Raw genomic sequence first — 24,066 nt, forward strand, 5'->3', positions numbered from 1 at the left:
ACTACAGCGCTTCCAGGCACCACCGATGCGGACCTTGGCGCTATGCTGCTGCCAAGCATTCTGTAACAATTTGCGACTATTTGTCAGTACTTTTACGGTTTTACTGCTAGCAATGGCCCGTTTATGCAGGTAATAAAACCGTACGCCGCACTTTGCGCACATTGAATGCGCTGGCAATCAGCACGCCCTGCACCACAGCCAGGCCGATAAACACCCCCGCATACTGCCGGTGGTCCATCAAGGTGCCAAACAGCAGCGGCGAAATCGCCTGGCCAATGTCCAGCCCGGAATACACCACGCCGTACACCCGCCCGGTGGCATTGGCAGGGGCCGCGCGCTTGACGATCAGGTCGCGCGACGGCCCGCCCGTACCGGACGCAAACCCCATCAGCCCAAACAGCACCGGCACGCTCCAGGCGGGCACGTCGGCAAAGCCCAGCGCCAGCGCAATCGACGCGGCAAAGCCAAAGCCCACGCCAATCACCCGCTCGCAGCGCGCAGGGTCGGCCGCCAGAAAGCCGCCCAACACCATGCCACCGGCACTGCACAGCATGTAGACCGACAGGCACAGGGCCACCAGGTCCGGCGGCACGTTATGCAACTGGCGCGCCGCCTCGGGGGCAAAGGCCTGCACCACGCTCAGCGCCATGGCAAAGCAAAAGAAGAAGCCAAAACACATCCACACCGCCGGGATACGCAGGAAGCCCATGCTGCCGCCTTCCATCTGCGGTGCACCGGGTTTGCCCGCCGACAGCACCGGCAAGGCCAGCCGGTCGCGGTAGATCCACAACACCGCCAGCACCGCAAAGGCCAGCGCACCGGCGCACACCAGCGCGGTACGCCAGCCAAACGCCAGCGTCAGCGGCACCAGCATGGCCGGGGCCAGGGCCCAGCCCAGGGTGCCGGTGATACCGTGCACGCTGTAGGCGTGGCCCAGGCGCGGCGCGCTGATCTTGCGGTTCAGCAAGGTGTAGTCCACCGGGTGGAACACGCCGTTGCCAATGCCCGCCAGCACCGAAAAAGCCGCCAGCATCGCGTAGCTGGTGCTGATGGAAAACCCAAACGCCGCCAGCCCCAGCAGCGCCAGCCCGGCAAACAAAATGGGCCGCGGGCCAAACCGGTCCACCACAAAGCCCGAAGCCATCTGCACCGCGCACGACACCACAAAAAAGATGCTCATCAGCAGCCCCAGCTCGGCATAGCTGGCGTGGAAGTCGTCCTTCAGCCAGGGAAACAGCGGGGCCAACAGCAGCTGGCTGAAATGGCTGATCATGTGCGCCCCGCCCACCAGGCCGATCACACCGGCCTCCTGGCGCAGGCTGGGGGCAGAGGCGAAGGGGGTGCTGGCAGTGGTCATGCGGCTATCGTAGAGGCGGCGGTAATTTTCTGGAATACTGCATAAAGACACATTCCAGCGAATTTCAGACAACCATGCCCCGCAAGCCCGCCATCAAACCGCTCGATCTGGACGACGTGAACGGCTTCGCCCCCACGCCGCAACGCCCGCTGCGCAGCCGCGCCCGCACCCTGCCGGTGGACGCGCATTTCGAGCCGCACCAGCACGCCTGGGCGCAACTGGCCTACTGCGACAGCGGGCTGATGCAGGTCACCGCCAGCGATGCGGGCCAGCACAACAGCTTCATCGTGCCGCCGTCGCGGGCGGTGTGGATTCCGGCCAACATGCCGCACGCCGTCACCGTGCTGGAGCGCGCCCACCTGCGCACCGTCTACATGGACATCTCGGCCACCCCGCCGGGCTGGACAGGCTGCCGCATGCTGGTCATCACCCCGCTGCTGCGGGCGCTGATCCATGCACTGGAAGACACCCAGCCCAGCCCCCGCGAAGACGCGCTGATGCTGCTGAGCCTGGAAGAAATCCGCCTGGCCCACACCCACACCCTGCGCGTCAGCCTGCCCCACGACAAACGCCTGCGCGCCCTGTGCGATGCGGTATTGCGCGACCCGGCCCGCCAGGCCACGCTGGCCACCTGGGCCGCCGACTTCGGTGCCAGCGAACGCACCGTGGCCCGGCTGTTCCGCGAGCAGCTGGGCACCACCTACCTGCAGTGGCGCCAGCAGGCGGTGCTGGCCCATGCCCTGCCCCTGCTGGCGCGCGGCACCTCGGTAGGCCAGGTGGCGGTGGCCTGCGGCTACGCCAGCGACAGCGCCTTTGCCGCCATGTTCAAAGCCGCCATGGGCCAGTCGCCCAGCCAATTCCAGGGCAGCACACTGGGCGTGTAAGGCCCGCTCAGGGCCTGCGCTTGCGCGCCGCCGCCAGCCCCGCCAGACCCCAGCCCAGCAGCGCCAGCGAACCGGGTTCGGGCACCGCGTGCGGCACCTCCAGCACCAGGTTGTCCATCAGCATGCCGTACGACGCATAGCCCGTGATGTCCAGACGGTCCAAATCGGCAAAACCGGCCAGCGTCTCGGTGGTCCACGCGTCCCCGGTCACCAGCGAGGCCGTCACCGTGCCACCACCCAGCACATGGCCCACCAGATCGACCCGTCCGGCCACATCGCCCACCAGGCCATTGGCCAGGTCCAGCCGGTACAGGGAAAAAGGCGACGGGCCCACCAGGCTGATGGCCGTGCCCGGGGTGCAGTTGGGGCTGTCAAAGCTGCAAAACGCATAGCCCGCGCTGCCATTGGCATGCGCCTGGGTGCTGGCGCCGTACACCACCGCGCTGTAGCTCCCCGCGGTGCTGGAAAACGTGAAGCCCTGGGTGCTGAACGGCGAACCCGGAAGGGCATTCAGGTCACTCACCACGCCCTCGAAATCCAGGGTCACAGGGCTCGCGACCGCGGCCACGCAATGCAGGCCCAGGACGCATGCGGCCAAGGCACCAAGGGAAAGATTTTTTAGAAAAAGCATGTATTTTTAACGTTCCAGGGGAATAAAGAAGAATCCGTGTGCGCGCAAGGCTTGACACGCTGGTATTTTGCATACCCGGCATGCCGGAAAAACCGCAAATGCGGTGTCCCAACTGCAGACAAAGTGCAACTTGCGCGAATGCCCCGCCGCCCGCGTGCAGAAGCCGACCCAATTCCCCCAATTCCCCCAATTCCCCCAGTCCGCCCGGTCCCCCCAAGCGCCTCAGCGCAGCCCGGCCCCCCGCACCTCCAGCCGCACGCTGTCGAGCACCGTACCTTGCGCATTGCGGATCTGCACCACGTGGCGGCCCGGCCAGGGCAGCCATTGGGCGGACGGACCCTGGGCAAAAGGCTTGCCGTCTATCCACCAGCGCAGGCCGGCACCGATGGCCTGCAGATCCACCCGCTGGCGATTCGGCGGAATGTCGGGGTCCAGCGCGAAGATGGTGCCGGTGGCCGGGCTGGTGATGCGGGCCGGGTGGTCTTTCAAGTCTTTTTGGCCTCTAGCGCTTATTCCATCAGCGTGAGAAGCTACGGAATGCATAGCAAACTGGTTTTGCTGCGTGCCCTGCACGAACCACTCGCGGCGGGCCGCTTCGGTGCCGCCGAAGGCCACCGTTTGCTGCACCACGCCGGGGGGCGGTGCGGGCGCGCGGCTGGGCTGGGTGCGGTGCAGGAAGTGCATCACGGCGGCCCAGACGGGTGCAGCACCCGTGGTGCCGCTCACGTCCCACATGGGCGCGCCGCTGGCGTTGCCCACCCACACGCCCACGGTGTAGGCCTGCGAGTAGCCCACCGCCCAGTTGTCGCGCATGTCTTTGCTGGTGCCGGTTTTCACCGCCGTCCAGAAGCGCGTGGCCAGCACGCTGTCGCTGCCGAAGGTGCGGGCGCGGGCCAGGGGGTCGGACAGGATGTCGGTGGTGATGAAGGCGGCACGCGGGTCCAGCGCGGGGCGGAACTCGGGTTTCGGATTCGGCGTGAACGTGGTGGCGCTGGCCCGCCCGCCGTTGGCCAGCGCCCGGTAGGCGTTGGTGAGGTTCAACAGCGACACCTCGGCGCTGCCCAGCGCCAGGCTGTAGCCGTAATAGCCGCCCGATTCCTTCAGCGGCAGGCCCAGCGCCACCAGCTGGTCATGGAAGGCATCGGGCGACACCATCACCAGCGTGCGCACTGCCGGTACGTTGAGCGACGCGCCCAGCGCCGTGCGGGCCGACACCCAGCCTTTGAACTGGTGGTCGTAGTTTTGCGGGATGTACAGGCCGCCTGCGGTGGGGATGTGGGTGCTGGCGTCTTCCAGCAGCGAGGCGGCGGTGATGCGGCGCTCGGCAATCGCCTCGGCGTACAGAAAAGGCTTCAACGTGGAGCCGGGCTGGCGCAGCGCCGTGACGCCGTCCACTTCGGCAGCGGCGCTCAGGGTGCCGGACGAGCCCACCCAGGCCAGCACCTCGCCGGTGGCGTTGTCCAACACCACGATGGCCCCGTCTTCCACGTGCCGCCCTTGCAGTTCGCGCAGTTGCTGCTGCAGGGTCTGCACGGCAAAGCGCTGTAGTGGCGCGCGCAGGCTGGTGGTGACGGTGCTCGGGCCTTTCGCCACCAGCCGGGACAGGTGCGGCGCAATGCCCTCGCTGCTGTCAAACGCCTTGCGCTGCAGGGCGGCGGTGGTGAACATGTCCAGGCCCATGCAATCCGCCTTGGGCTCCACCGCCTGCAGCACGCCGCAGGCCCGCTGGGTGAGCGGGGTCAATTTGGCATTGGGTGCGCGCACCAGGGCCACGGCGACTGCCGCCTCGCGCGCGTCCAGCCCATGGGCGGCTTTGCCAAACAGGGTGCGGCTCAGTGCGTCGATGCCCACCAGCTCGCCCCGGAACGGCACCAGGTTCAGGTAGGCCTCCAGAATCTGGTCCTTGCGCCAGCGGCTGTCCAGTTGCTGGGCCGACACGGTCTGGCCGATCTTCTGCACCACACTGCGCCCGCCCGCACCGGGCTGCAAATCGGCATCCAACAGCCCCGCCAGTTGCATGGTGATGGTCGACGCGCCCCGGGTTTTGCGGTTCCACAGATTGGCCCAGGCCGCAGCCGACACGGCCTGCCAGTCCACCCCGCTGTGTTCAAAAAAGCGCTTGTCTTCGCTCAGCACCAGGGCCGTGCGCAAGGCGGGCGACACATCCGCCAGCGCCACCCACTGGCCGCGCCGCACGGTGGTGTCGGTGCGCAGGCGCTGCAGCAGCGCACCTTGGCGGTCCAGCACCTGGGTGTCGGACGGGCGGTAGCTGGATTTTATGGAGTCAAAAGTGGCTGTAGCGCTTATTCCATCAGCGCAAGAAGCTATTAAAAATATAGCAATACACCAGACACGGCCGGGATTGCTCACTTCACCCCCACCACCTTCACCCGTGCATTCGGCCACTCGCCAAACATCTCGGGTGCGTACATCGCCTCGACGCGGCTGGGCGGCAACGCAAAATCGCCCACGTTGTTCAGCCGGATGGTGTATTCCATCTTGACCACGCCCTTGGGCAAATACTCGTAGTAGCTGCGGAAGGACTCGAAGCTGCGTTCTTCAAAAGCGGGCCAGCCGCTGCCGCTGCGCTTTTCGCCCTGGGTGGCTATTTCGGAGTCGCGGCCCAGGCCGCTGCCAAGGATGGTGGCACCGCCGGGCACGGGGTCGGTGATGGCGACCCAGGTCATGTCGGCGCTGGCGTTGACTTCCAGGGTGATGCGCAGCACGTCGCCACGGGTGTATTGCCCTTTGACGGCCTGCTCCACCGGTTGAATAGTCTTCTTGATCTGGTAGCCCGCGTTGAACGGGGCTTTCAGGTCAATGGCCACTACGGATTGCAGGGTGAGCCAGGGCTTGCCGGCGCCTTGCTGGGTCACTGTGAGCGTGTCTTTGCTCCACGGCAGGAACATGCGGTTGTTGCGCAGGTTGCCCGGGGATGCGGGCGCACCGAAGGCGGTGGTTTGGTGCGGGGTGTCGGTGGCGGGTACGCGGTCTACCTTGCTCCAGTCCACGCTGGCGGTGGCGGCACCCAGGGCGGCTTTGGTGACCCCGGCCACGGGGGTGGCTTCAAACTGGGCGCTGAACTTCTCCAGCGCCATGCCACCCCAGAGGTTGGCGGTGGTGGTGCTCCAGGCGCCATGCTGCTGGCGGCTGATGAAGCCGTTGGCCAGGCGGCCCATGTCGGGCTTCCAGGCCGGGTCGGTCAGCACGGCCAGGATCAGGCGGGCGGTGTTGTCGTCGCCGTTGTGCATCAGCCACCACCAGTAGTCCTCTTGCTCGGTGCTGAAGACCATCTTGGTGCCCTGGAAGCTCAGGCGGGCGCGCAGAATTTGCTGGGCCTCGGCCAGGCGCTCGTCGCGCTTGGGTACATCGGTCACGCGCTTCAAGATGTTGAGCCAGTCGATCACCGCGTGGGTAGGCCACTGGTTCGGGGCGATGGTGATGCTGCCCAGCATGCGGGCCTGGGCCTTGCCATAGCGCGACAGGGCTTCGATGGCGGCGAGCTTGCGCACGTCCAGGTCCTTGCGCGGGCTCCAGAATTCGCGCTGGATCTTGCCTTCCACAAACGCGATCAGGCCGCGCTCCATGGGCGCACGCACTTCGTCGCTCAGGGCGAAGGCGGGGTTGATGCCGCCCGCCTCGTCCGAGGCCGCCAGCAGGTAGGCCGTGAGGGTGTCGCTGCCCCGGCTCGCCTCGCCGTCGCGCGGCGGAAAGTAGCTGGCCAGGCCGTCGCTGTCGAGGTAGCTGGGGATCTGGGCGACCACGGTTTGCCACAGCTTGGCATCGCGCAGGCCGATGGCCTTGCTGGTCTTTTGCTCCAGGCAGGCAAACGGGTAATTGGCAAACCAGTCGCGTACTCCGGGTAGGCCCTCGGCCAGCGTGGGCTGCAGGGCCAAGCGCAAACCGCCCCGGCCCGGCAGCGCATCGGCGGGCGGCGCAACCGGCAGCGTGAACGTGCCGTCCACCTGCACCAGGGTGGCCTGCTGCACCGTCAGGGGCACGGCGGGGATGATGCGTTGGCGCACCTTGAGGGCATCGCGGGCACCGCCCAGGGTGTCTTTGGCTTCCACCTCCCACAGGATGGCCTCGGCGCGGGTTTGTGCGAGCTGCGCCGGGGCGGTCACGGTCCATGCGACCTCTTTGGCCTCTCCCGCTGGTATGTCCACGGTTTGTTGCTCTAGATTTAGTAGCGTAGCGCGCGGGGCGACCTCTACCTTCATGGCTTTTTGGGTGGTGTTGCGCAGGGTGATCTGGGCGCGGAACTGGTCGTCTTCGCGCACCAGGGGCGGCAGGCCGCTGATGATTTGCAGGTCTTGCGTGGCGCGGATGCTGGTGGAGCCGGTGCCAAACAGGCCGGTGGAGGCATCGGCCACAGCGACGATCTTGAAGGTGGTGAGCGCGTCGTTCAGCGGCACGGCAACAACAGCCTGGCCGTTGGCATCCAGCTGCACCTTGGGGTTCCACAGCAGCAGTGTTTCCAGCAGCTCGCGGGTGCCGCTGTGGCCCCCACCGCCGCCTGCGGCCACGGCTTTGCGGCCGTAGTGGCGGCGGCCGATGATTTCCATCTGCGCGGTCGAGGTTTCCACGCCCCAGGCGCGGCGCTGCAGCATCGCATCGAGCAGGTTCCAGCTGCTGTTGGGCATGAGCTCCAGCAGCGCCTGGTCGACTGCGGCCAGGGCGACTTCGGCATGGGCGGCGGGCTGGCCGTTGGGCAGCTTGACGTTGATGGTCACCTTAGCCTGGCCGCGCACGGGGTAGCTTTCCTTGTCGGCCTTGACGCTCACGGCCAGCTGGTGGGCTTGGGTGCCGACGCGGATTTCGGCCACGCCCAGGCGGAAGGCGGGTTTGCTCAGGTCTACCAGCGAAGTGGGGGCCACGTATTCACGTCCCTCGTACCAGAAGCTGGTCCACCACTCGCGCGGGGCCTTGTAGCCCCAGGTGAAGAAGCTGTACCAGGGCACCTCGCGCAGGCGGCCGCGCAGGGCCAGCACACTCACATACACGTTGGGGCCCCAGCCTTCCTTAATCTGCACGCGCACCGTCGGGTCCTGCCCGTTGAGCTGCACCACCTGGGTTTGGATGATGCCTTCGCGCTCCACCGCCACCAGGGCGGTGGCAAAGCGGAACGGCATGCGCACCTGGAACTGGGCGGTCTCGCCGGGCTGGTAGCTCTTTTTCTCGGGCAGCAGGTCCATGCGGTCGTGGTTCTCGCCGCCAAACCAGAGCTCGCCCTGCTTGGTCACATACACCGACGCGGCGGCCTGGATGCGGTTGCCCGCAGCGTCTTTGGCAGTGACCACCAGCTCCACCTCGCCCGCTTCGTTCAAAGCGGCTTCGCACAGCAGCAGGCCCCGGCTGTCGCTCTTGCCGCTGCACACCACGCCCAGGTCCTTGGTGCTGGTCTTGTTGTCGTAGGTGTAGAAGCCACCCACCATGCGCTTGCGGCTGGTGGTGACGATGCGGGCGGTGGCGCGCACTTCCAGGGCCACGTCGGCCTGCGGTTTGCCGGTCAAATCCAGCGCCAGGGCCTGGAACTTGAGCTTTTGGCTGGTAGACACCCAGCCTTCGGTCTTGATGCCTGCAACCACGGCGGCGGGCCACAGCGTTTGGGTGCTGCGGAGGGTTTGCACCTCGCCGTTGGGGTCGGAGTAGCTGGCTTCCAGCAGCAGATCCTGCGGCTGCGGGCTGGGCGTGAGTTTGTCGATAGTGGTTTTGCCCGCGCCGTTTTTGTCCAGCGTGAGCGGCAGCTTGTCGGCCACCACGCGGCTGTCTTCGCTGGCGGTGTTTTCTTCTTCATCGCCCTCCCCGGCGGCCTCGCGCTTGCCGCGGGGGGCGGCGAAGCTGAAGGCCTCGAAGTCGCCATAACTCAAATATTTGCCGCGCACCAGTGCCGACACGCGCACCGGCAGATTGGCCGCGCCGCCCCCGGCCACGTAGTTGATCTGCACGTCCACCGGCACGCTGGTGGCATGGACCAGCGGCTTTTTGTCGCTGGGAGTGACGCGGCCTTCGAGCACCGGCAGGCGGAATTCTTCGACGCGGAACTGGCCGGTGCTGAAGGTTTTGTCGTCGCCCGGCCCTTTGAGTTCTACGCTGTACACGCCCAGCTTGGCGGCGGGCGGGATGGACCAGGTGCTCTCGGCGCTCTGGCCGCCGGTGGCGGTCTTGCGCCAGACCAGGGGCTGGGTGGTCTGCTGGCCGCTGCCGATGTGGGTGATGACCAGGGTGTCGGGCTGCACCTCCGCCAGGCCAAAGCCTTTGCGGGTTTCGGTGCGCAGCAGGTGCTTCATGGACACGGTTTCGCCCGCGCGCAGCAGCATGCGGTCGAACACGGTGTGGGCGCGCTCGTCGGGCTCTGCGCTGCGGCTGGTGGGCAGGTTGAAGCGCCAGGGTTCGATGCCCCGGTTCCAGTCGCTCCAGGTGAAGGCCATGTCTTCCGCGCCGGCCTGCATGCTGCGGGCGCTGATGAAATAGGCCTGGTTGTAATGGCCCTCGTCCTGGCAACTCGGGGCCTCGGGGGGGATGTCGGCCACATAGGCGATGCCCTGGGCGTTGGTGGTGGCGTGGCCCAGCGCATTGCCGCGGCAGTCGGACACCTGCACCTGGGCGTTGGCCACCGGCAGGCCCTTGTCCAGCGTGGTAACCCAGGCCAGTGCGTTCTCGCGGCCCAGCTTGAAGTGCACGCCCAGGTTGGTCACCAGGGCCGAGGTGCGGACGAACATGGTGCGTTTGCCGCCATGGCGTTCGTCCAGCAGCGAGGCACCCAGCTTTTGCGAGGCGATTTCGACCACGTGGAAGCCGGGGGTGAGCGGGATGCCCACCACCTCAAAGGGGCGCGGGTCTCCACTGGCAGGCTGGGGCAGGTCCAGCGTCTTCACGCCCGGCTGGCCTTGCAGCAGCGACAGCATGCGGCTTTGCACATAGCCCTTGCCTTCGTCCGGCAGCACCTTGGGCAGCGGGCCCTTGACCTGGGCGGCGGCCAGCTTGCGGCTGACGTTGTAGGCATCGAACTGCTGCACTTTGGCGTACCAGGCAATGATGTCGGCGTCGCTGCGAGGCTGCAGGGTGCTGACCTTGCCCGCGTTCAGGGCTTGCACTTGCAGCTTGGATTCGACATTGCGCAGCGTCACCGGCAACAGCGCCACGCCGTTGGGCTCGGCAAAGCGTTCCACAATGCCAAACGGCGACGCGGCAAACTTGGCCAACGGCGGCATGGCCCCCGTGCCCACCTGCAGGGGGAAACTCGCGGCATTGGCCAGGCTGCGGCCCGACGCATCTTTGAAGCCTGCAGGCAGGGCCAGCGTGTATTGGGCCTGCTCGGCAAACGGGCTTTTGAAGGTGATGCTGCTGACCACCGCCTCGCTGTCGCTGTCTTCTTCGTCAAAGGTGGGGGCAACCGTGTCCTTGCCCGAGGTGAGCTTGATGCCCTCCAGCAGCTTGCGGGCCACGGGGGCGTTGAAGGCCAGGTGCATGGGGCGGATCGGCAGGCAGGCGCTTTGGGCGTTTTCACGTTCGCAGCTGAAGCTGGCGGCAAACGGCGCGCGCACGGTGTAGTCGAAGCGCTTTTCCACCGTGTTGGGCACGCCGCTGGGGGTGGCCACGCCCTTGCCGTAGACCAATTGCACGGTGGCACTGGGTGGCAGGCGGCGGTTGCAGGCCAGGGTGAGGTAACGCAACGGCTCCTTGGCGGCGGCCTTGTCCAGGCCCTGGGCTTTGAGCAGGTCGGTCCGGTCCTTGCCGTCCAGCAGGCGCACGGCCACGCGCTCGCCCAGGCCGTCCACCGCACACCACAGGTTCGCCTGCACGCTGGCCAGCGTGGCCGGGCCGTTGAGCGTGAGGGTGAAGAACTGCTCTTCGTCGATCTGGTCGCCGCCCTCAAAAGGCCGGATGTTTTGCACAAACGGGCCGCCACTATTGAATTTATAGCTGCTCACGCCCTTGGTATAAGCGCTGGGTGCCGATTTGATGCCTAAAGCGGGTTGCAGCGTACAGCGCACGCCGGGCGGCAGGTCGTTGGCAAATTCAAACGCCCATTCGCGGTCGCTGGTCCAGCGGCCCGTGCCCTGGCTGGCCTGCGCGTCGTTGCACTGCAGGCTGGCCGGTGCCGGGGCCTTGGGGTCGCCGAAGTTGACGGCACTGGTGTCGAACTGCACCACCACCTGGCGGATGCGGGCCACCTCGCCCTGGGGCGAGACGCGGGTGATCTGGGCGGCTTGGGCTAAAGCACTGCTGGCGAGCAGGCAGCAGGCGGTGAAGAGGGTGTGGATACGCACGCGGGCTCCGGTTGGGGAGCCGCAAGGGTAGCCGATGCCCGCATGCGTTCGCCTGTTCCAGACGCAAAAAGGGCTGGCAAACGCCAGCCCTTTTGGGGAAGCTTACGGACCGTTACCGTTTAGGCCGCCGGTGCGCGCAGGCGGATGTGCAGTTCGCGCAGTTGCTTCTCGTCCACCGTGCTCGGTGCCTGCGTGAGCAAGTCCTGGGCGCGCTGGGTTTTGGGGAAAGCGATCACGTCGCGGATGGACTCGGCACCGGTCATCAGCGTGACCACACGGTCCAGGCCAAAGGCCAGGCCGCCGTGCGGGGGCGCGCCGTATTGCAGGGCATCCAGCAGGAATCCGAACTTGTCTTGGGCTTCTTCGGGCGTGATCTTCAGGGCATCGAACACCTTTTGCTGCACGTCGGCGCGGTGGATACGGACCGAGCCGCCGCCCATTTCCCAGCCGTTGAGCACCATGTCGTAGCCCTTGGAGATGCATTTCTCAGGCGCCGTAACCATCCAGTCTTCGTGGCCGTCCTTGGGCGCGGTGAAGGGGTGGTGCGTGGCGGTGTAGCGCTGCGCGTCTTCGTCGAATTCGAACATCGGGAAGTCCACCACCCACAGGGGTTTCCAGCCTTTTTCGAACAGGCCGTTCTTCTTGCCAAACTCGCTCTGGCCGATCTTGATGCGCAGGGCACCGATGGCATCGTTGACGATCTTGGCCTTGTCGGCACCAAAGAAAATCAGGTCGCCGTTTTGCGCGCCGGTGCGCGCCAATACTTCGGCCAGGGCCTTGTCATGGATGTTCTTGACGATGGGGCTTTGCAGGCCGTCGCGGCCCAAGGCCGTGTCGTTGACGCGGATGTAGGCCAGGCCCTTGGCGCCGTAGATCTTGACGAACTCGGTGTAGGCATCGATTTCGCTGCGGCTGATGCCGCCGCCTTCAGCCGAGCCACCGGGCACGCGCAGGCCCACCACGCGGCCATTCTTCATGGTGGCCGCACCCGAGAACACCTTGAAGTCCACGTCGGCCATCACGTCGGTGAGCTCGGTGAATTCAAGCTTGACGCGCAGGTCGGGCTTGTCGGAGCCAAAGCGGTGGGCGGCTTCCTGGAAGGTCATCACCGGGAACTCGCCCAGGTCCACGCCCAGGGTGTTCTTGAACACGGTCAGGATCATGCCCTGGAACATGTCGCGGATTTCCTGCTCGGTGAGGAACGAGGTTTCGATATCGATCTGGGTGAATTCAGGCTGGCGGTCGGCGCGCAGGTCTTCGTCGCGGAAGCACTTGGTGATCTGGTAGTAGCGGTCGTAGCCGGCCACCATCAGCAGCTGCTTGAACAGCTGCGGGCTTTGCGGCAGCGCAAAGAACATGCCTTCGTGCACGCGGCTGGGCACCAGATAGTCGCGCGCGCCTTCGGGGGTGGACTTGCCCAGCATCGGGGTTTCGATGTCGATGAAGCCGTGCGCGTCGAGGAACTTGCGCACTTCCATGGACACGCGGTAGCGCAGCATCAGGTTGTTTTGCATGTACGGACGGCGCAGGTCCAGCACGCGGTGCGTGAGGCGCGTGGTTTCGCTGAGGTTTTCGTCGTCGATCTGGAACGGCGGGGTGACGGAGGGGTTCAGCACCACCAGCTCGTGGCACAGGATCTCGATCTTGCCGCTTTTCAGGTTCTCGTTGACGGTGCCTTCGGGGCGCGCGCGCACCAGGCCCTTGATCTGCACGCAGAACTCGTTGCGCAGCGACTCGGAGACGGCAAACATCTCGGCGCGGTCGGGGTCGCAAACGATTTGCACATAGCCTTCGCGGTCGCGCAGATCGACAAAGATCACGCCACCGTGGTCACGGCGGCGGTTCACCCAGCCGCACAGGGTGACGGTCTGGCCCAGCAGGGCTTCGGTCACAAGACCGCAGTAAGTGGTGCGCATTTGAGATTGCATGGCTATTTTTTTCTGGCGCCTCTTGGGGCGCGTGGGTTGAAAGGAAATGCGCAGGCCAAAGGGACCCGCGGGTACTAGCTGGATTGGATGGGGTTGACGGGTTTGGGTGCGGACGGAGCCACGCCGTGGGGCACGACCACACCCATGGAGACGATGTATTTCAGCGCCTCGTCCACGCTCATTTTCAGCTCAATGCAGTCGCTGGCCTTGAGCATGATGAAGTAGCCGCCGGTGGGGTTGGGCGTGGTGGGCACGTAAATGCTGAGGTACTCGCCTTGCAGGTAATTGGCCGCGTCGCCACCGGGCACGCCGGTCACAAAGGCAATGGTCCAGGCGCCTTCACGCGGCCACTGGATCAGCACGGCCTTGCGAAAAGCGTTGCCGCTTTCCGAAAACAGCGTGTCCGAGACCTGCTTCACACCCGAGTAGATCGAGCGCACGATGGGGATGCGGTGCAGCAGGTTGTCCCACCAGCCGACCAGTTTGCGGCCCACAAAGTTGCTGGCCACGGCGCCCACCAACAGCAGCGAACCCAAAGCCAGCAGCACGCCAAAGCCGGGTATGTGAAAACCCAGCAGTTTGTCGGGCTGCCAACTGTCGGGCAGGATCAGCAGGGTCTGGTCCAGAAAATTCAGCACCCATTGCAGCACCAGCAGGGTGATGGTCAGCGGCACGATGACCAACAGGCCCGACAGCAGCCATTTGCGGATAGAAGCCATCATGGATGTCAGACCGCCGGGGTGCCGCCGCCGGACGGTGTGGGAGCTGGCGCTGGGGCGGGCGAAGGCGCAGCAACCGGTGCAGCCGACGTGTCGGCAGGTTTGGCGGGCGGGGCATCGGCAGCAGGTTTGTTGTCTGCAGGCTTGCCGTCATCGACTTTGGGGGGCGGAACCGCCGCGCCACCGCTGCCGTTGCGGAAATCGGTCACGTACCAGCCCGAGCCCTTGAGCTGGAATCCGGCCGCGGTGACCTGTTTTTGCAAGGCTGCCGCGTGGCAGCTGGGGCAATCGGTCAGCACCGCGTCGGACATTTTTTGCAGTACGTCGAATGCGTGCCCGCAGGACTCGCATTTGTAAGCGTAGATAGGCATGGCGTAGAAAGCTCGGGTTGAAGTCGCAAAACCTATGATTATAAGATGGCAGGGTGAAAACCCTGACCGGGTACGAACCTGTTCACGTTCTTAGAAGAGGAACGGCGATACCAGCAGCACGCGCATGGCCAGCAGGCCCAGGCCGAAACCGATGGCCCCGTAAACCAGGCCGTGCAGCAGGCGGTTGGTGCGTTTGTGCTCGGCCAGCAGCTCTTCCATCAGCTTGCGCTGCTCGGTGCCCCGGTCCCGGTTGTCGCTACCGCCCTGCTTGAGAAAGTCCACCAGCAGGCGCGGCAGTTCGGGCAGCAGCTTGGCGTAGCGCGGGGCTTCGTTTTTCAGCTGTTCGATGAAGGCCTTGGGGCCGATCTGCTCCAGCATCCACTTTTCCAGGAAGGGTTTGGCGGTGTTCCACAGGTCCAGTTCGGGGTCGAGGTCGCGGCCCAGGCCTTCGATATTGAGCAGGGTTTTCTGCAGCAGCACCAGTTGCGGCTGGATCTCGACCTGGAAGCGGCGCGAGGTCTGGAACAGGCGCATCAGCACCATGCCCAGCGAGATTTCCTTCAGGGGCCGGTCAAAGTACGGTTCGCAGACGGCGCGGATGGCGGCTTCGAGCTCGTCCACGCGGGTGGTGGCGGGCACCCAGCCGGATTCGATGTGCAGCTGGGCCACGCGCTTGTAGTCGCGGCGGAAGAAGGCGGTGAAGTTTTGCGCCAGGTACTCCTTGTCGTACTCGGTGAGCGTGCCGACAATGCCGAAATCCAGCGAGATGTAGCGGCCAAAGGTGGCCGGATCGACCGACACCTGGATGTTGCCCGGGTGCATATCGGCGTGGAAGAAGCCGTCACGGAACACCTGGGTGAAAAAGATCGTCACGCCGTCGCGGGCCAGCTTCTGGAAGTCCACGCCCGCCGCGCGCAGCCGCTCGGTGTGGCTGATGGGGATGCCCACCATGCGCTCCATCACGATGGCTTCCGTAGCGCACAGGTCCCAGAACATCTCGGGGATCAGCACCAGGTCCAGGCCTTCCATGTTGCGGCGCAACTGGGCGGCGCTCGATGCCTCGCGCACCAGGTCCAGCTCGTCGTGCAGGTATTTGTCGAACTCGGCCACGACTTCCAGCGGTTTCAGGCGCTTGCCGTCTTCCGAGAAGCCGTTGACCCAGCCCGCCATCATGCGCATCAGGCCCAGGTCTTTTTCGATCGCGGGCAGCATATTCGGGCGCAACACCTTCACCGCCACGTCGCGCAGCCGACCGTTGCGGTCTTTCAACACTGCAAAGTGCACCTGGGCAATGGACGCACTGGCCACCGGCTCCTGGTCAAAGCTTTCGAAAATTTCACCTAGGGGCTTGCGAAACGCCCGTTCGATGGTGGCCACCGCGATGGACGAGGCAAATGGCGGCACCCGGTCTTGCAGGCGGGCCAGTTCGTCCGAGATATCGGGCGGCAGCAGGTCGCGCCGGGTGGACAGCACCTGGCCGAACTTCACAAAGATGGGGCCAAGCCGCTCCAGCGCCTCGCGCAGGCGTTCCCCGCGCGGGGCATCCAGGTTGCGGCCTACCGACAAAATCCGCGACACCATCGCCAACCAGGGCTTATTGAAGCTGGTCAGCACCAGCTCGTCCAGGCCGTAGCGCAGGACGATCCAGACGATGTACGCGCCCCGAAACATCCGGCTCACGCAGAGGCCTTGTCGGCACCGGGGCGCTTGCCGATGAAGCCACGCAAAGCCGCCACCGCACTGCGCACCACATTGCCCAGGGTGTGGGCGGCGGTGTCACCCACCACGCGCGACAGGTCTTCTTCCAGATCCCAGCGCACATGGTCTACCAGCCAGTTGACTTCGGCGGCCAGTTGCACATCGCCCTCGATACGCACGGCGGGCTTGCCGGTGCTGAGCGCCTGCTGGGCCAGGGCGATGGGCGAGGTCTCGGAAATGGTGAGGGTGAGGTCGGCGCGCATGCCGGGCGTGGCGCGGTCCAGCAGGCCGGCCGGGGTGGCCACCAGGGCCATGTGGAAACTGCGCCACTGCATCAGCACTACCCGGCCCTTTTGGCGGGCCAGGCGGGCGGTGGCTTCGGGCTCTTGCTGCAGCACGTGGTTGAGCAGCAGGACGGTGCGGTTTTGCACCTCATCGACCACCCAGGGGGGTGGCTGCAGCGTGGCGCTGGCGCGGGTGAAGAGGTTTTCGAGCAAAGAAAAGGGGGACTGTGTTGCCATAGTCCCCCATTATCCGGGATAGTTACTTGACTCCAGGACGCAAGCGTCCTTGACCAATCGCAATTGCAGGGCTTACGCAAGTCCCCTTGCGCGCCCGGCGGGCGACACAAGGGGCGCTGCGTAAGTCCTGTCGCTATTGCAGGGCTTGTACGCCCGCCACCAACCAGCCGCTGGCGCCGCTCTTGGGTTTGGTCATGTTCCAGACCTCGCGGAACGGGCTGGGGCCGGCCGATGGCTCTTCACGGATCATGCCGGAGAACTCGACGCTGGCCATGTAGTCATTGCCCAGATCTTCGATGCCCAGCAACTTGGCATCGAGCATCACTACGTCTGTCTTATTGGTGTTGCCGCCGGTGTGGGTTTCCCGCTCGGTCAGCTGCGACTGGATTTCGCCCAGCATGGTGTCGGTCATCATGGCGCGCAGGGACGAAATGTCCGAGCGGTCCCAGGCCGATTGCAGGGTGATGAAATTGTTTTTGGCAGCGCGCAGAAAGCCTTCGGAATCAAAACCGGCGGGGGCACCCCATCCCTGCGGACCGGCCAGCGCGGAGCCGATCATTGAGCCGCCGGATTCCAGCGGAGCCATGTGGCTGCTGCGCTCAAAAGGCCGCGCCGACGCATCGTTGCCCACATGGTCGGGCGAATAGGTCGGGGCGGCGCTAGGTGCAGCGGCACCCTGGAAGGCAAACGGGCTGGGTGGCGGCGCATTGCTGGCCGCCTTGCGCGAACGGATGAAGCCCCACAGCAGCATACCTGCCAGCACGACCAGGCCAATCATCAGGAACTGGCCCATCTCCGCGCCCAGCCCCATGGAATGCGCCAGCCAGGCCAGGCCGGCCCCGGCCGCCAAACCACCCAGCATGGCGCCCCATGGACGCCGGGGGGCCGCAGCCGGTGCGGCAGCTGGTGCCGAAGGCGCGGCATTGGTGGCACTTTGCGACGGTGCCACCGGCGCGGGGGCCGCCTGGCGCTGCGTCACATTGCTGGACTGTCGACCCATCGAGCGGCCGCCGCCCAAACGCGCAGCTTCGGCATCGAAGCCTGCGGCCATGACCATTGTGGCGGCCAAAACCAATGCCCAAACTTTCATACTGACTCCGTTTATTGTTATGGATTAGACCGGACTACGCTTAACACTTGATCCCCACATGCAATGCCACCATGCCTCCGGTAAGGTTGTGGTAATCGACATGGCCAAAGCCTGCGGCCTGCATCATGGTTTTCAGCTCTTTCTGGCCGGGATGCATACGGATGGACTCGGCCAGATACCGGTAGCTGGCGTCGTCGCCTGCCACCAGCTTGCCCAGTTGCGGCAGCACCTTGAAGGAATACCAGTCGTAGACCTTCTCCAGCGGCTGGGCCACTTTGGAAAACTCCAGTACCAGCAGCTTGCCGCCGGGCTTGAGCACGCGGCACATCTCCGCCAGGGCCACGTCTTTGTGGGTCATGTTGCGCAGGCCAAAGGCCACGCTCACGCGGTCGAAGCTGGCATCGGGGAAAGGCAGTTTTTCGGCATCGCAGACCATCGTGGGCAGCACCACGCCCGCGTCCAGCAGGCGGTCGCGGCCGGTGCGCAGCATGGCTTCGTTGATGTCGGTGTGCACCACCCGGCCGGTGGCGCCGACCTTTTTGGCAAACGCCATGGCCAGGTCGCCAGTGCCGCCTGCGATGTCCAGCACCTGGTGGCCTTCGCGGATATCGGCCACCAGCACGGTGTAGGCCTTCCAGGCGCGGTGCAGGCCTGCCGACATCAGGTCGTTCATCAGGTCGTATTTGGAGGCCACGGAGTCGAACACGCCGCGCACATGGCGGGCCTTGTCGCTCTCGTCAACCGACTGGAAACCGAAGTGGGTAGTGCTCATGTTTGTATACTAAATCAGAATGGTGGCGCAGGACAGCGACAACCCTGCGCTGCACAGGGAATTTAAAGAAAATCGGCCTCTACCGCCCATTCCATGAGCGTGACAAGCTATAGTTACTATAGCAAATCAATGGGAGTGGCTGCCGCAACCCTTGGCCACTTTGCCGGGCATGGGCGTATCGCGGCTGGCACCGGCGGCGGCCAGGCGGGCTTCGTAGTCGGCCCATAGCTTGTCTTGCTCCCGGCCCAGAAAGTACAGGTACTCCCAGGTAAAGATGCCGGTGCTGTGGCCGTCGGAGAACGCGGGCTGCACGCCGTAGTTGCCCACCGGCTCCAGGCCGACCAGGGTGACTTCGCGCTTGCCGGTTTGCAGGGTTTCCTGGCCCGGGCCGTGGCCTTGCACTTCGGCCGACGGCGAGTACACGCGCATCAGCTCGAACGGAATGCGGAACACCGCGCCGTCGGAGAACGTGACTTCCAGCGCCCGCGACAGGCCGTGGACGGTAATATCTTTAGGGGTAGGCGCGCCCGCCTTCAAGCCGGCCATCAGACTAAAACCCGCTCAATGCCGCCGTGGTTGGCTTGCGCCACGTAGGTCGGCAGCCAGTCCTTGCCCAGGATCTGGTTGGCCATTTCGACCACGATGTAGTCGGCCTCCAACAGGCCGTTTTGCAGGTCGTTGCCGTAGCGGCTCAGGCCCTGCAGGCAGCTGGGGCAGCTGGTGAGGATTTTCACGTTGTCCTTTACGTCATTTCCGGCCAGTTTACCCATGGCCCGCAGCTTGGTTTCGTCGTTGCGCAGCTCTTCTTCCTTGCGGAAGCGGATCTGCGTGGAAATGTCGGGGCGGGTCACGCCCAGGGTGCCGGACTCCCCGCAGCAGCGCTTGCTCTCCAGCACCTGGTCGCCCAACAGCGCCTTGACCGTCTTCATCGGCTCCTGCAGCTTCATGGGGGTGTGGCAGGGGTCGTGGTACAGATAGCTGCCGCCGTTGTCCAGCGTAATGCCCTTTTCCAGCAGGTACTCGTGGATGTCGATGATGCGGCAGCCGGGGAAGATCTTGTCGAACTCGTAGCCCTGCAACTGGTCGTAGCAGGTGCCGCAGCTGACCACCACGGTCTTGATGTCCAGGTAGTTCAGCGTATTGGCCACGCGGTGGAACAGCACCCGGTTGTCGGTGATGATCTTGTCGGCCTTGTCGAACTGGCCGCTGCCCTTTTGCGGATAGCCGCAGCACAGGTAGCCGGGTGGCAGCACGGTTTGCACCCCGGCGTGCCACAGCATGGCCTGGGTGGCCAGGCCGACCTGGCTGAACAGGCGCTCGGAGCCGCAGCCGGGGAAATAGAACACCGCCTCGGATTCGCTGGTGGTGGCCACCGGGTTGCGGATGATGGGCACGTAGTCGCTGTCTTCGATGTCCAGCAGGGCGCGGGCGGTCTTTTTGGGCAGGTTGCCCGGCATCTTCTTGTTGATGAAGTGGATCACCTGCTCCTTGATGGGCGCGGCGCCCACCGTGGCGCGGGGTGCAGCGGTCTGCTTCTTGGCGAAGCTGCGCAGCAGGTCGTTGGCCAGGCGCTGGGCCTTGAAGCCCACGCCCACCATGGCGGCACGTGCCAGCTTGATGGTTTCGGGGTTGGTGGCGTTCAGGAAGAACATGGCGGCGGCGTTGCCGGGGCGGAAGGTCTTTTTGCCCATCTTGCGCAGCAGGTTGCGCATGTTCATGGTCACGTCGCCAAAATCGATCTTCACCGGGCAAGGGGTCAGGCATTTGTGGCACACGGTGCAGTGGTCGGCCACGTCCTCGAACTGCTCCCAGTGCTTGATGCTTACGCCGCGGCGGGTCTGCTCTTCGTACAAGAAAGCTTCCACCAGCAAGGAGGTGGCCAGAATCTTGTTGCGCGGGCTGTACAGCAGGTTGGCGCGCGGCACGTGGGTGGCGCACACCGGTTTGCATTTGCCGCAGCGCAGGCAGTCCTTCATGCTGTCGGCAATGGCGCCAATATCGCTTTGCTGCATGATCAGCGACTCGTGGCCCATCAGCCCGAAGCTGGGCGTGTAGGCATTGGTCAAATCGGCCTCTAGCGCTTTCCCATCAAGCATTGGCAGCTCTGATTTTCGTAGCAACTTGCCTTTGTTGAAGCGGCCTTCGGGGTCGATGCGCTGCTTGTAGTCGGTGAACGGCTGCATCTCGGCATCGCTCAGAAACTCCAGCTTGGTGATGCCGATGCCGTGCTCGCCCGAGATCACGCCGTCCAGGGCTCTCGCCAGCGCCATGATGCGTTTGACGGCACCGTGCGCGGTTTGCAGCATCTCGTAGTTGTCGCTGTTGACCGGAAGGTTGGTGTGCACATTGCCGTCGCCCGCGTGCATGTGCAGGGCCACCCAGACCCGGCCCTTGAGCACGGTTTTATGGATGGCGGTGCACTCGTCCAGGATGCCCTTGAAGGCCGCGCCGGTGAAGATGTTTTGCAGGCCCGCACGAATCTGCGTCTTCCAGCTGGCGCGCAGGCTGTGGTCTTGCAGCTGCGGGAACAGGGTTTCCACCCCGTCCAGCCAGCCCTGCCACAGGGCACGGGTCTCGGCCACCAGGGCCAGGGCCTGGGTAACCCGCTCTTCCAGCAGCTCGGGCGAGGGAATATCGCCCTCCTCGTCCCCCTTGCCCAGCGGCAGGTTGCCCTTGCGGAAGAAGTCTTGCAGCGCGTCGCACAGGGCCAGCTTGTTTTGCAGGCTGAGTTCGATGTTGATACGCTCGATGCCATCGGTGTACTCGGCCATGCGCGGCAGCGGGATCACCACGTCTTCGTTGATCTTGAAGGCGTTGGTGTGGCGGCTGATGGCGGCGGTTTTCTTGCGGTCCAGCCAGAATTTCTTGCGCGCCTCGGGGCTGATGGCGATGAAGCCTTCGCCGCTGCGCGAATTGGCGATGCGCACCACTTCGCTGGTGGCGCGGGCCACGTCGTCGGCGTTGTCGCCCGCGATGTCGCCAAACAAGGCCATCTTGGGCAGGCCGCCGCGCTTGGACTTGGTGGTGTAGCCCACGGCTTTCAGGTAGCGGTCGTCCAGATGCTCCAGCCCGGCCAGCAGCACGCCGGTGCGCTTTTGCTCGGCAAACATGAAGTCCTTGATCTCGACGATGCTGGGCACGGCGTTCTTGGCATCGCCAAAGAACTCCAGGCACACGGTGCGGGTGTGCGCGGGCATGCGGTGCACCACCCAGCGGCCACTGGTGATCAGGCCGTCGCAGCCCTCTTTCTGGATGCCGGGCAGGCCGCTCAAGAACTTGTCGGTCACGTCCTTGCCCAGGCCCTCCTTGCGGAAAGTGCGGCCGGGGATGTCCAGGCGCTCGGTGCGGATCTTGGTTTTGCCGTCGGCCTCGAAGTACTGCAGCTCGAAGCTGGCCACTTCCACGTCGTGGATCTTGCCCAGGTTGTGGTTCAGGCGGGTGACTTCCAGCCACTGCGCGTCGGGCGTGACCATGCGCCACGAGGCCAGGTTGTCCAGCGCCGTGCCCCAGAGCACGGCCTTCTTGCCACCCGCGTTCATGGCGATGTTGCCGCCGATGCACGAGGCCTCGGCCGACGTGGGATCCACTGCAAACACATAGCCGCCGCGCTCGGCCGCATCGGCCACGCGCTGCGTGACCACACCGGCTTCGCTGAAGATGGTGGCCACGGGGTGGTCCACGCCGGGCAGCATGCGCATCTCCACCTCGGTCATGGCCTCCAACTTTTCGGTGTTGATGACCGCGCTGTTCCAGGTCAGCGGAATCGCGCCACCGGTGTAGCCGGTGCCGCCGCCGCGCGGAATGATGGTCAGGCCGAGTTCGATGCAGCCCTTGACCAGCCCGGCCATCTCGGCCTCGGTGTCGGGGGTGAGCACCACAAACGGGTATTCGACGCGCCAGTCGGTGGCGTCCGTCACGTGGCTGACGCGGCTCAGGCCGTCGAACTTGATGTTGTCGCGGGCCGTGAGCTTGCCCAGCACGCGCGCAGTCTTGCGGCGCAGGTCGTAGGTCTGGGCGAATGTCTTGTAGAACGTGTCCACCGCCTGCTTGGCCAACACCAACAGCTCGCCGACCAGCGCGTCGCGCTCCTGGTCCTGCTCGGGGGTGCGGCGTTTGCCCACTTCGTCCAGGCGGTGGTGCAAAGCGTCGGCCAGTTGTTTGCGGCGCTTGGGGTTGTCCAGCAGGTCGTCTTGCAGGTAGGGGTTGCGCTGCACCACCCAGATATCGCCCAGCACCTCGTACAGCATGCGGGCGGAGCGGCCGGTGCGGCGCTCCTGGCGCAGCCCGTTCAGGACATCCCAGGCACGCGTGCCCAGCAGGCGGATGACGATTTCGCGGTCGGAAAACGAGGTGTAGTTGTACGGGATTTCGCGCAGGCGAACGGCTTCAGGGGCCTGCGCCAGCAGGGTGGACAAAGCGGTGGGAGCATTCATTGGGGGAAAACCTGGGGTGGGCACAGCGCCCATGGGCCTGGGATGACAGTCGGATAGCGATTTTAGGGCAGCGGACTTTCACCCTGCCGACAGCGGGTTGTCGGGAAACGACAGCGAAATCAGAACAACACGCGGCTGCGGATGGTGCCGGGCACTGCTGCCAGCTTTTCCAGGGCCAAGTCGCTGGACTCCGCATCGATATCGATCACCACATAGCCAATTTTCTCGTTGGTCTGCAAGAACTGCGCGGCAATATTGATGCGGTTGTCGGTAAACACCTGGTTCACCGCCGACAGCACGCCGGGCACGTTGTGGTGGATGTGCAGCAGGCGGTGCTTGCCCAAATGGCTGCTGAGGGCCACCTCGGGAAAGTTGACCGACGAGGTGGAGGTGCCGTTGTCGCTGTACTTGACCAGTTTTTCTGCCACTTCCAGGCCGATATTGGCCTGGGCTTCGATGGTGGAGCCGCCCACGTGCGGGGTCAGGATCACGTTGTCCAGGCCGCGCAGGGGCGACTGGAACTCGTCCTTGTTGCTGCGCGGCTCTTCGGGGAACACGTCGATAGCGGCGCCCAGCAGCTTTTTGGTCCGCAGGGCGGCGGCCAGCGCATCGATATCCACCACCGTGCCGCGTGCGGCGTTGATGAAGATGGCGTCCTGCTTCATGGCCGCGAACTCTGGGGGGCCAATCATCCACTGGGTGGCGGGGGTTTCGGGTACGTGCAGGGTGACGATGTCGCTTTGGCCCAGTAAATCGTGCAAGTTAGCGACCTGGCGCGCATTGCCCAGCAGCAGCTTGGTCACCACGTCGTAAAAGCAGACCTGCATGCCCAGGCCTTCAGCCAGCACCGACAACTGCGTGCCGATGGAGCCGTAGCCCACGATGCCCAGGGTTTTGCCGCGGATCTCGTACGAATTTTCGGCCGACTTAAGCCAGCCACCGCGGTGCGCCACCGCGCTTTTCTCGGGGATACCGCGCAGCAGCAAAATCGCTTCGGCCAGCACCAGCTCGGCCACCGAGCGGGTGTTGGAAAACGGCGCGTTGAACACCGCAATGCCGCGTTCGCGGGCGGCCTCCAGGTCTACCTGGTTGGTGCCAATGCAAAAGCAGCCTACGGCTACCAGTTTGCTGGCATGGGCAAACACTTCGGCGGTCAATTGGGTGCGCGAGCGGATGCCGATGAAATGCGCGTCGGCGATTTTTTCTTTCAGCTGGTCTTCGGGCAGCGCACCGGGCAGGCTCTCGATCTGGGTGTAGCCCGCGCTGCGCAGCACCTCCAGCGCCGAAGGGTGCACGCCTTCCAGTAAAAGAAATTTGATCTTGCTTTTGTCCAGAGAAGTCTTGCGCATACGGTGCCCGGCTGTCAGAGGTGAAGGGGGTGGCGATGCT

At 64.9% G+C, this 24,066-nt stretch carries 15 protein-coding genes; 1 reads left to right on the forward strand and 14 read right to left on the reverse strand.

Features of this window, described 5'->3' with window-relative positions:
• Positions 1 to 121: 121 nt before the first annotated feature.
• A complete protein-coding gene (locus AB3G31_RS16630) occupies positions 122 to 1,357 on the reverse strand; it encodes an MFS transporter (RefSeq protein ID WP_367847187.1) in 1,236 nt (411 codons plus the stop codon).
• A gap of 74 nt (positions 1,358 to 1,431) precedes the next feature.
• On the opposite strand from AB3G31_RS16630, the gene AB3G31_RS16635 reads away from it, so the two are divergent.
• Positions 1,432 to 2,241 carry a helix-turn-helix transcriptional regulator gene (locus AB3G31_RS16635; protein ID WP_367847188.1) on the forward strand — a complete coding sequence of 270 codons (810 nt, stop codon included), beginning with the start codon at positions 1,432 to 1,434 and terminating at the stop codon, positions 2,239 to 2,241.
• Positions 2,242 to 2,248: 7 nt separating this feature from the next.
• Here the strand turns inward: AB3G31_RS16635 and AB3G31_RS16640 are convergent, their stop codons facing one another.
• The 13 genes from AB3G31_RS16640 to serA form a co-directional block, all read right to left on the reverse strand.
• Complete coding sequence (locus AB3G31_RS16640; protein WP_367847189.1) at positions 2,249 to 2,839, reverse strand: PEP-CTERM sorting domain-containing protein; 591 nt, start codon at positions 2,837 to 2,839, stop codon at positions 2,249 to 2,251.
• Positions 2,840 to 3,094: 255 nt separating this feature from the next.
• Complete coding sequence (pbpC, locus tag AB3G31_RS16645) at positions 3,095 to 5,215, reverse strand: penicillin-binding protein 1C (RefSeq protein WP_367850369.1); 2,121 nt, start codon at positions 5,213 to 5,215, stop codon at positions 3,095 to 3,097.
• 23 nt (positions 5,216 to 5,238) lie between these two features.
• A complete protein-coding gene (locus tag AB3G31_RS16650) occupies positions 5,239 to 11,145 on the reverse strand; it encodes an alpha-2-macroglobulin (protein WP_367847190.1) in 5,907 nt (1,968 codons plus the stop codon).
• 119 nt (positions 11,146 to 11,264) lie between these two features.
• Positions 11,265 to 13,061 (reverse strand): aspartate--tRNA ligase, encoded by a 1,797-nt coding sequence (aspS, locus tag AB3G31_RS16655; protein WP_367847191.1) that lies wholly within the window; start codon positions 13,059 to 13,061, stop codon positions 11,265 to 11,267.
• Between the two features lie 86 nt (positions 13,062 to 13,147).
• On the reverse strand, positions 13,148 to 13,792 hold the full coding sequence (locus tag AB3G31_RS16660; RefSeq protein ID WP_367850370.1) for a DUF502 domain-containing protein: 645 nt from the start codon (positions 13,790 to 13,792) through the stop codon (positions 13,148 to 13,150).
• Positions 13,793 to 13,800: 8 nt separating this feature from the next.
• Positions 13,801 to 14,163: an FmdB family zinc ribbon protein gene (locus AB3G31_RS16665; RefSeq protein WP_367847192.1), complete on the reverse strand. Its 363-nt coding sequence runs from the start codon at positions 14,161 to 14,163 to the stop codon at positions 13,801 to 13,803.
• Positions 14,164 to 14,253: 90 nt separating this feature from the next.
• Positions 14,254 to 15,843 carry a ubiquinone biosynthesis regulatory protein kinase UbiB gene (gene ubiB / locus AB3G31_RS16670; protein ID WP_367847193.1) on the reverse strand — a complete coding sequence of 530 codons (1,590 nt, stop codon included), beginning with the start codon at positions 15,841 to 15,843 and terminating at the stop codon, positions 14,254 to 14,256.
• Positions 15,840 to 16,382, reverse strand: coding sequence for an SCP2 domain-containing protein (locus AB3G31_RS16675; RefSeq protein ID WP_367847194.1), 543 nt, complete (start codon positions 16,380 to 16,382; stop codon positions 15,840 to 15,842). The genes ubiB and AB3G31_RS16675 overlap by 4 nt, the downstream gene beginning before the upstream one ends.
• Positions 16,383 to 16,515: 133 nt before the next feature.
• A complete protein-coding gene (locus tag AB3G31_RS16680; protein ID WP_367847195.1) occupies positions 16,516 to 17,472 on the reverse strand; it encodes a Tim44 domain-containing protein in 957 nt (318 codons plus the stop codon).
• 40 nt (positions 17,473 to 17,512) lie between these two features.
• Entirely contained in the window at positions 17,513 to 18,244 is a 732-nt protein-coding gene (gene ubiE, locus AB3G31_RS16685) for a bifunctional demethylmenaquinone methyltransferase/2-methoxy-6-polyprenyl-1,4-benzoquinol methylase UbiE (protein WP_367847196.1), read from the reverse strand.
• Between the two features lie 126 nt (positions 18,245 to 18,370).
• The gene (locus AB3G31_RS16690) at positions 18,371 to 18,790 is read right to left on the reverse strand and encodes a gamma-butyrobetaine hydroxylase-like domain-containing protein (RefSeq protein ID WP_367847197.1); all 420 of its coding nucleotides are present in this window, start codon (positions 18,788 to 18,790) and stop codon (positions 18,371 to 18,373) included.
• Positions 18,790 to 22,677 (reverse strand): DUF3683 domain-containing protein, encoded by a 3,888-nt coding sequence (locus AB3G31_RS16695; protein ID WP_367847198.1) that lies wholly within the window; start codon positions 22,675 to 22,677, stop codon positions 18,790 to 18,792. The genes AB3G31_RS16690 and AB3G31_RS16695 overlap by 1 nt, the downstream gene beginning before the upstream one ends.
• Before the next feature lie 119 nt (positions 22,678 to 22,796).
• Positions 22,797 to 24,026 (reverse strand): phosphoglycerate dehydrogenase, encoded by a 1,230-nt coding sequence (gene serA, locus AB3G31_RS16700; protein WP_367847199.1) that lies wholly within the window; start codon positions 24,024 to 24,026, stop codon positions 22,797 to 22,799.
• Positions 24,027 to 24,066 lie beyond the last annotated feature (40 nt).

The sequence above is a fragment of the Rhodoferax sp. WC2427 genome, assembly GCF_040822085.1.
In the GTDB taxonomy this organism is placed as follows: domain Bacteria; phylum Pseudomonadota; class Gammaproteobacteria; order Burkholderiales; family Burkholderiaceae_C; genus Rhodoferax_B.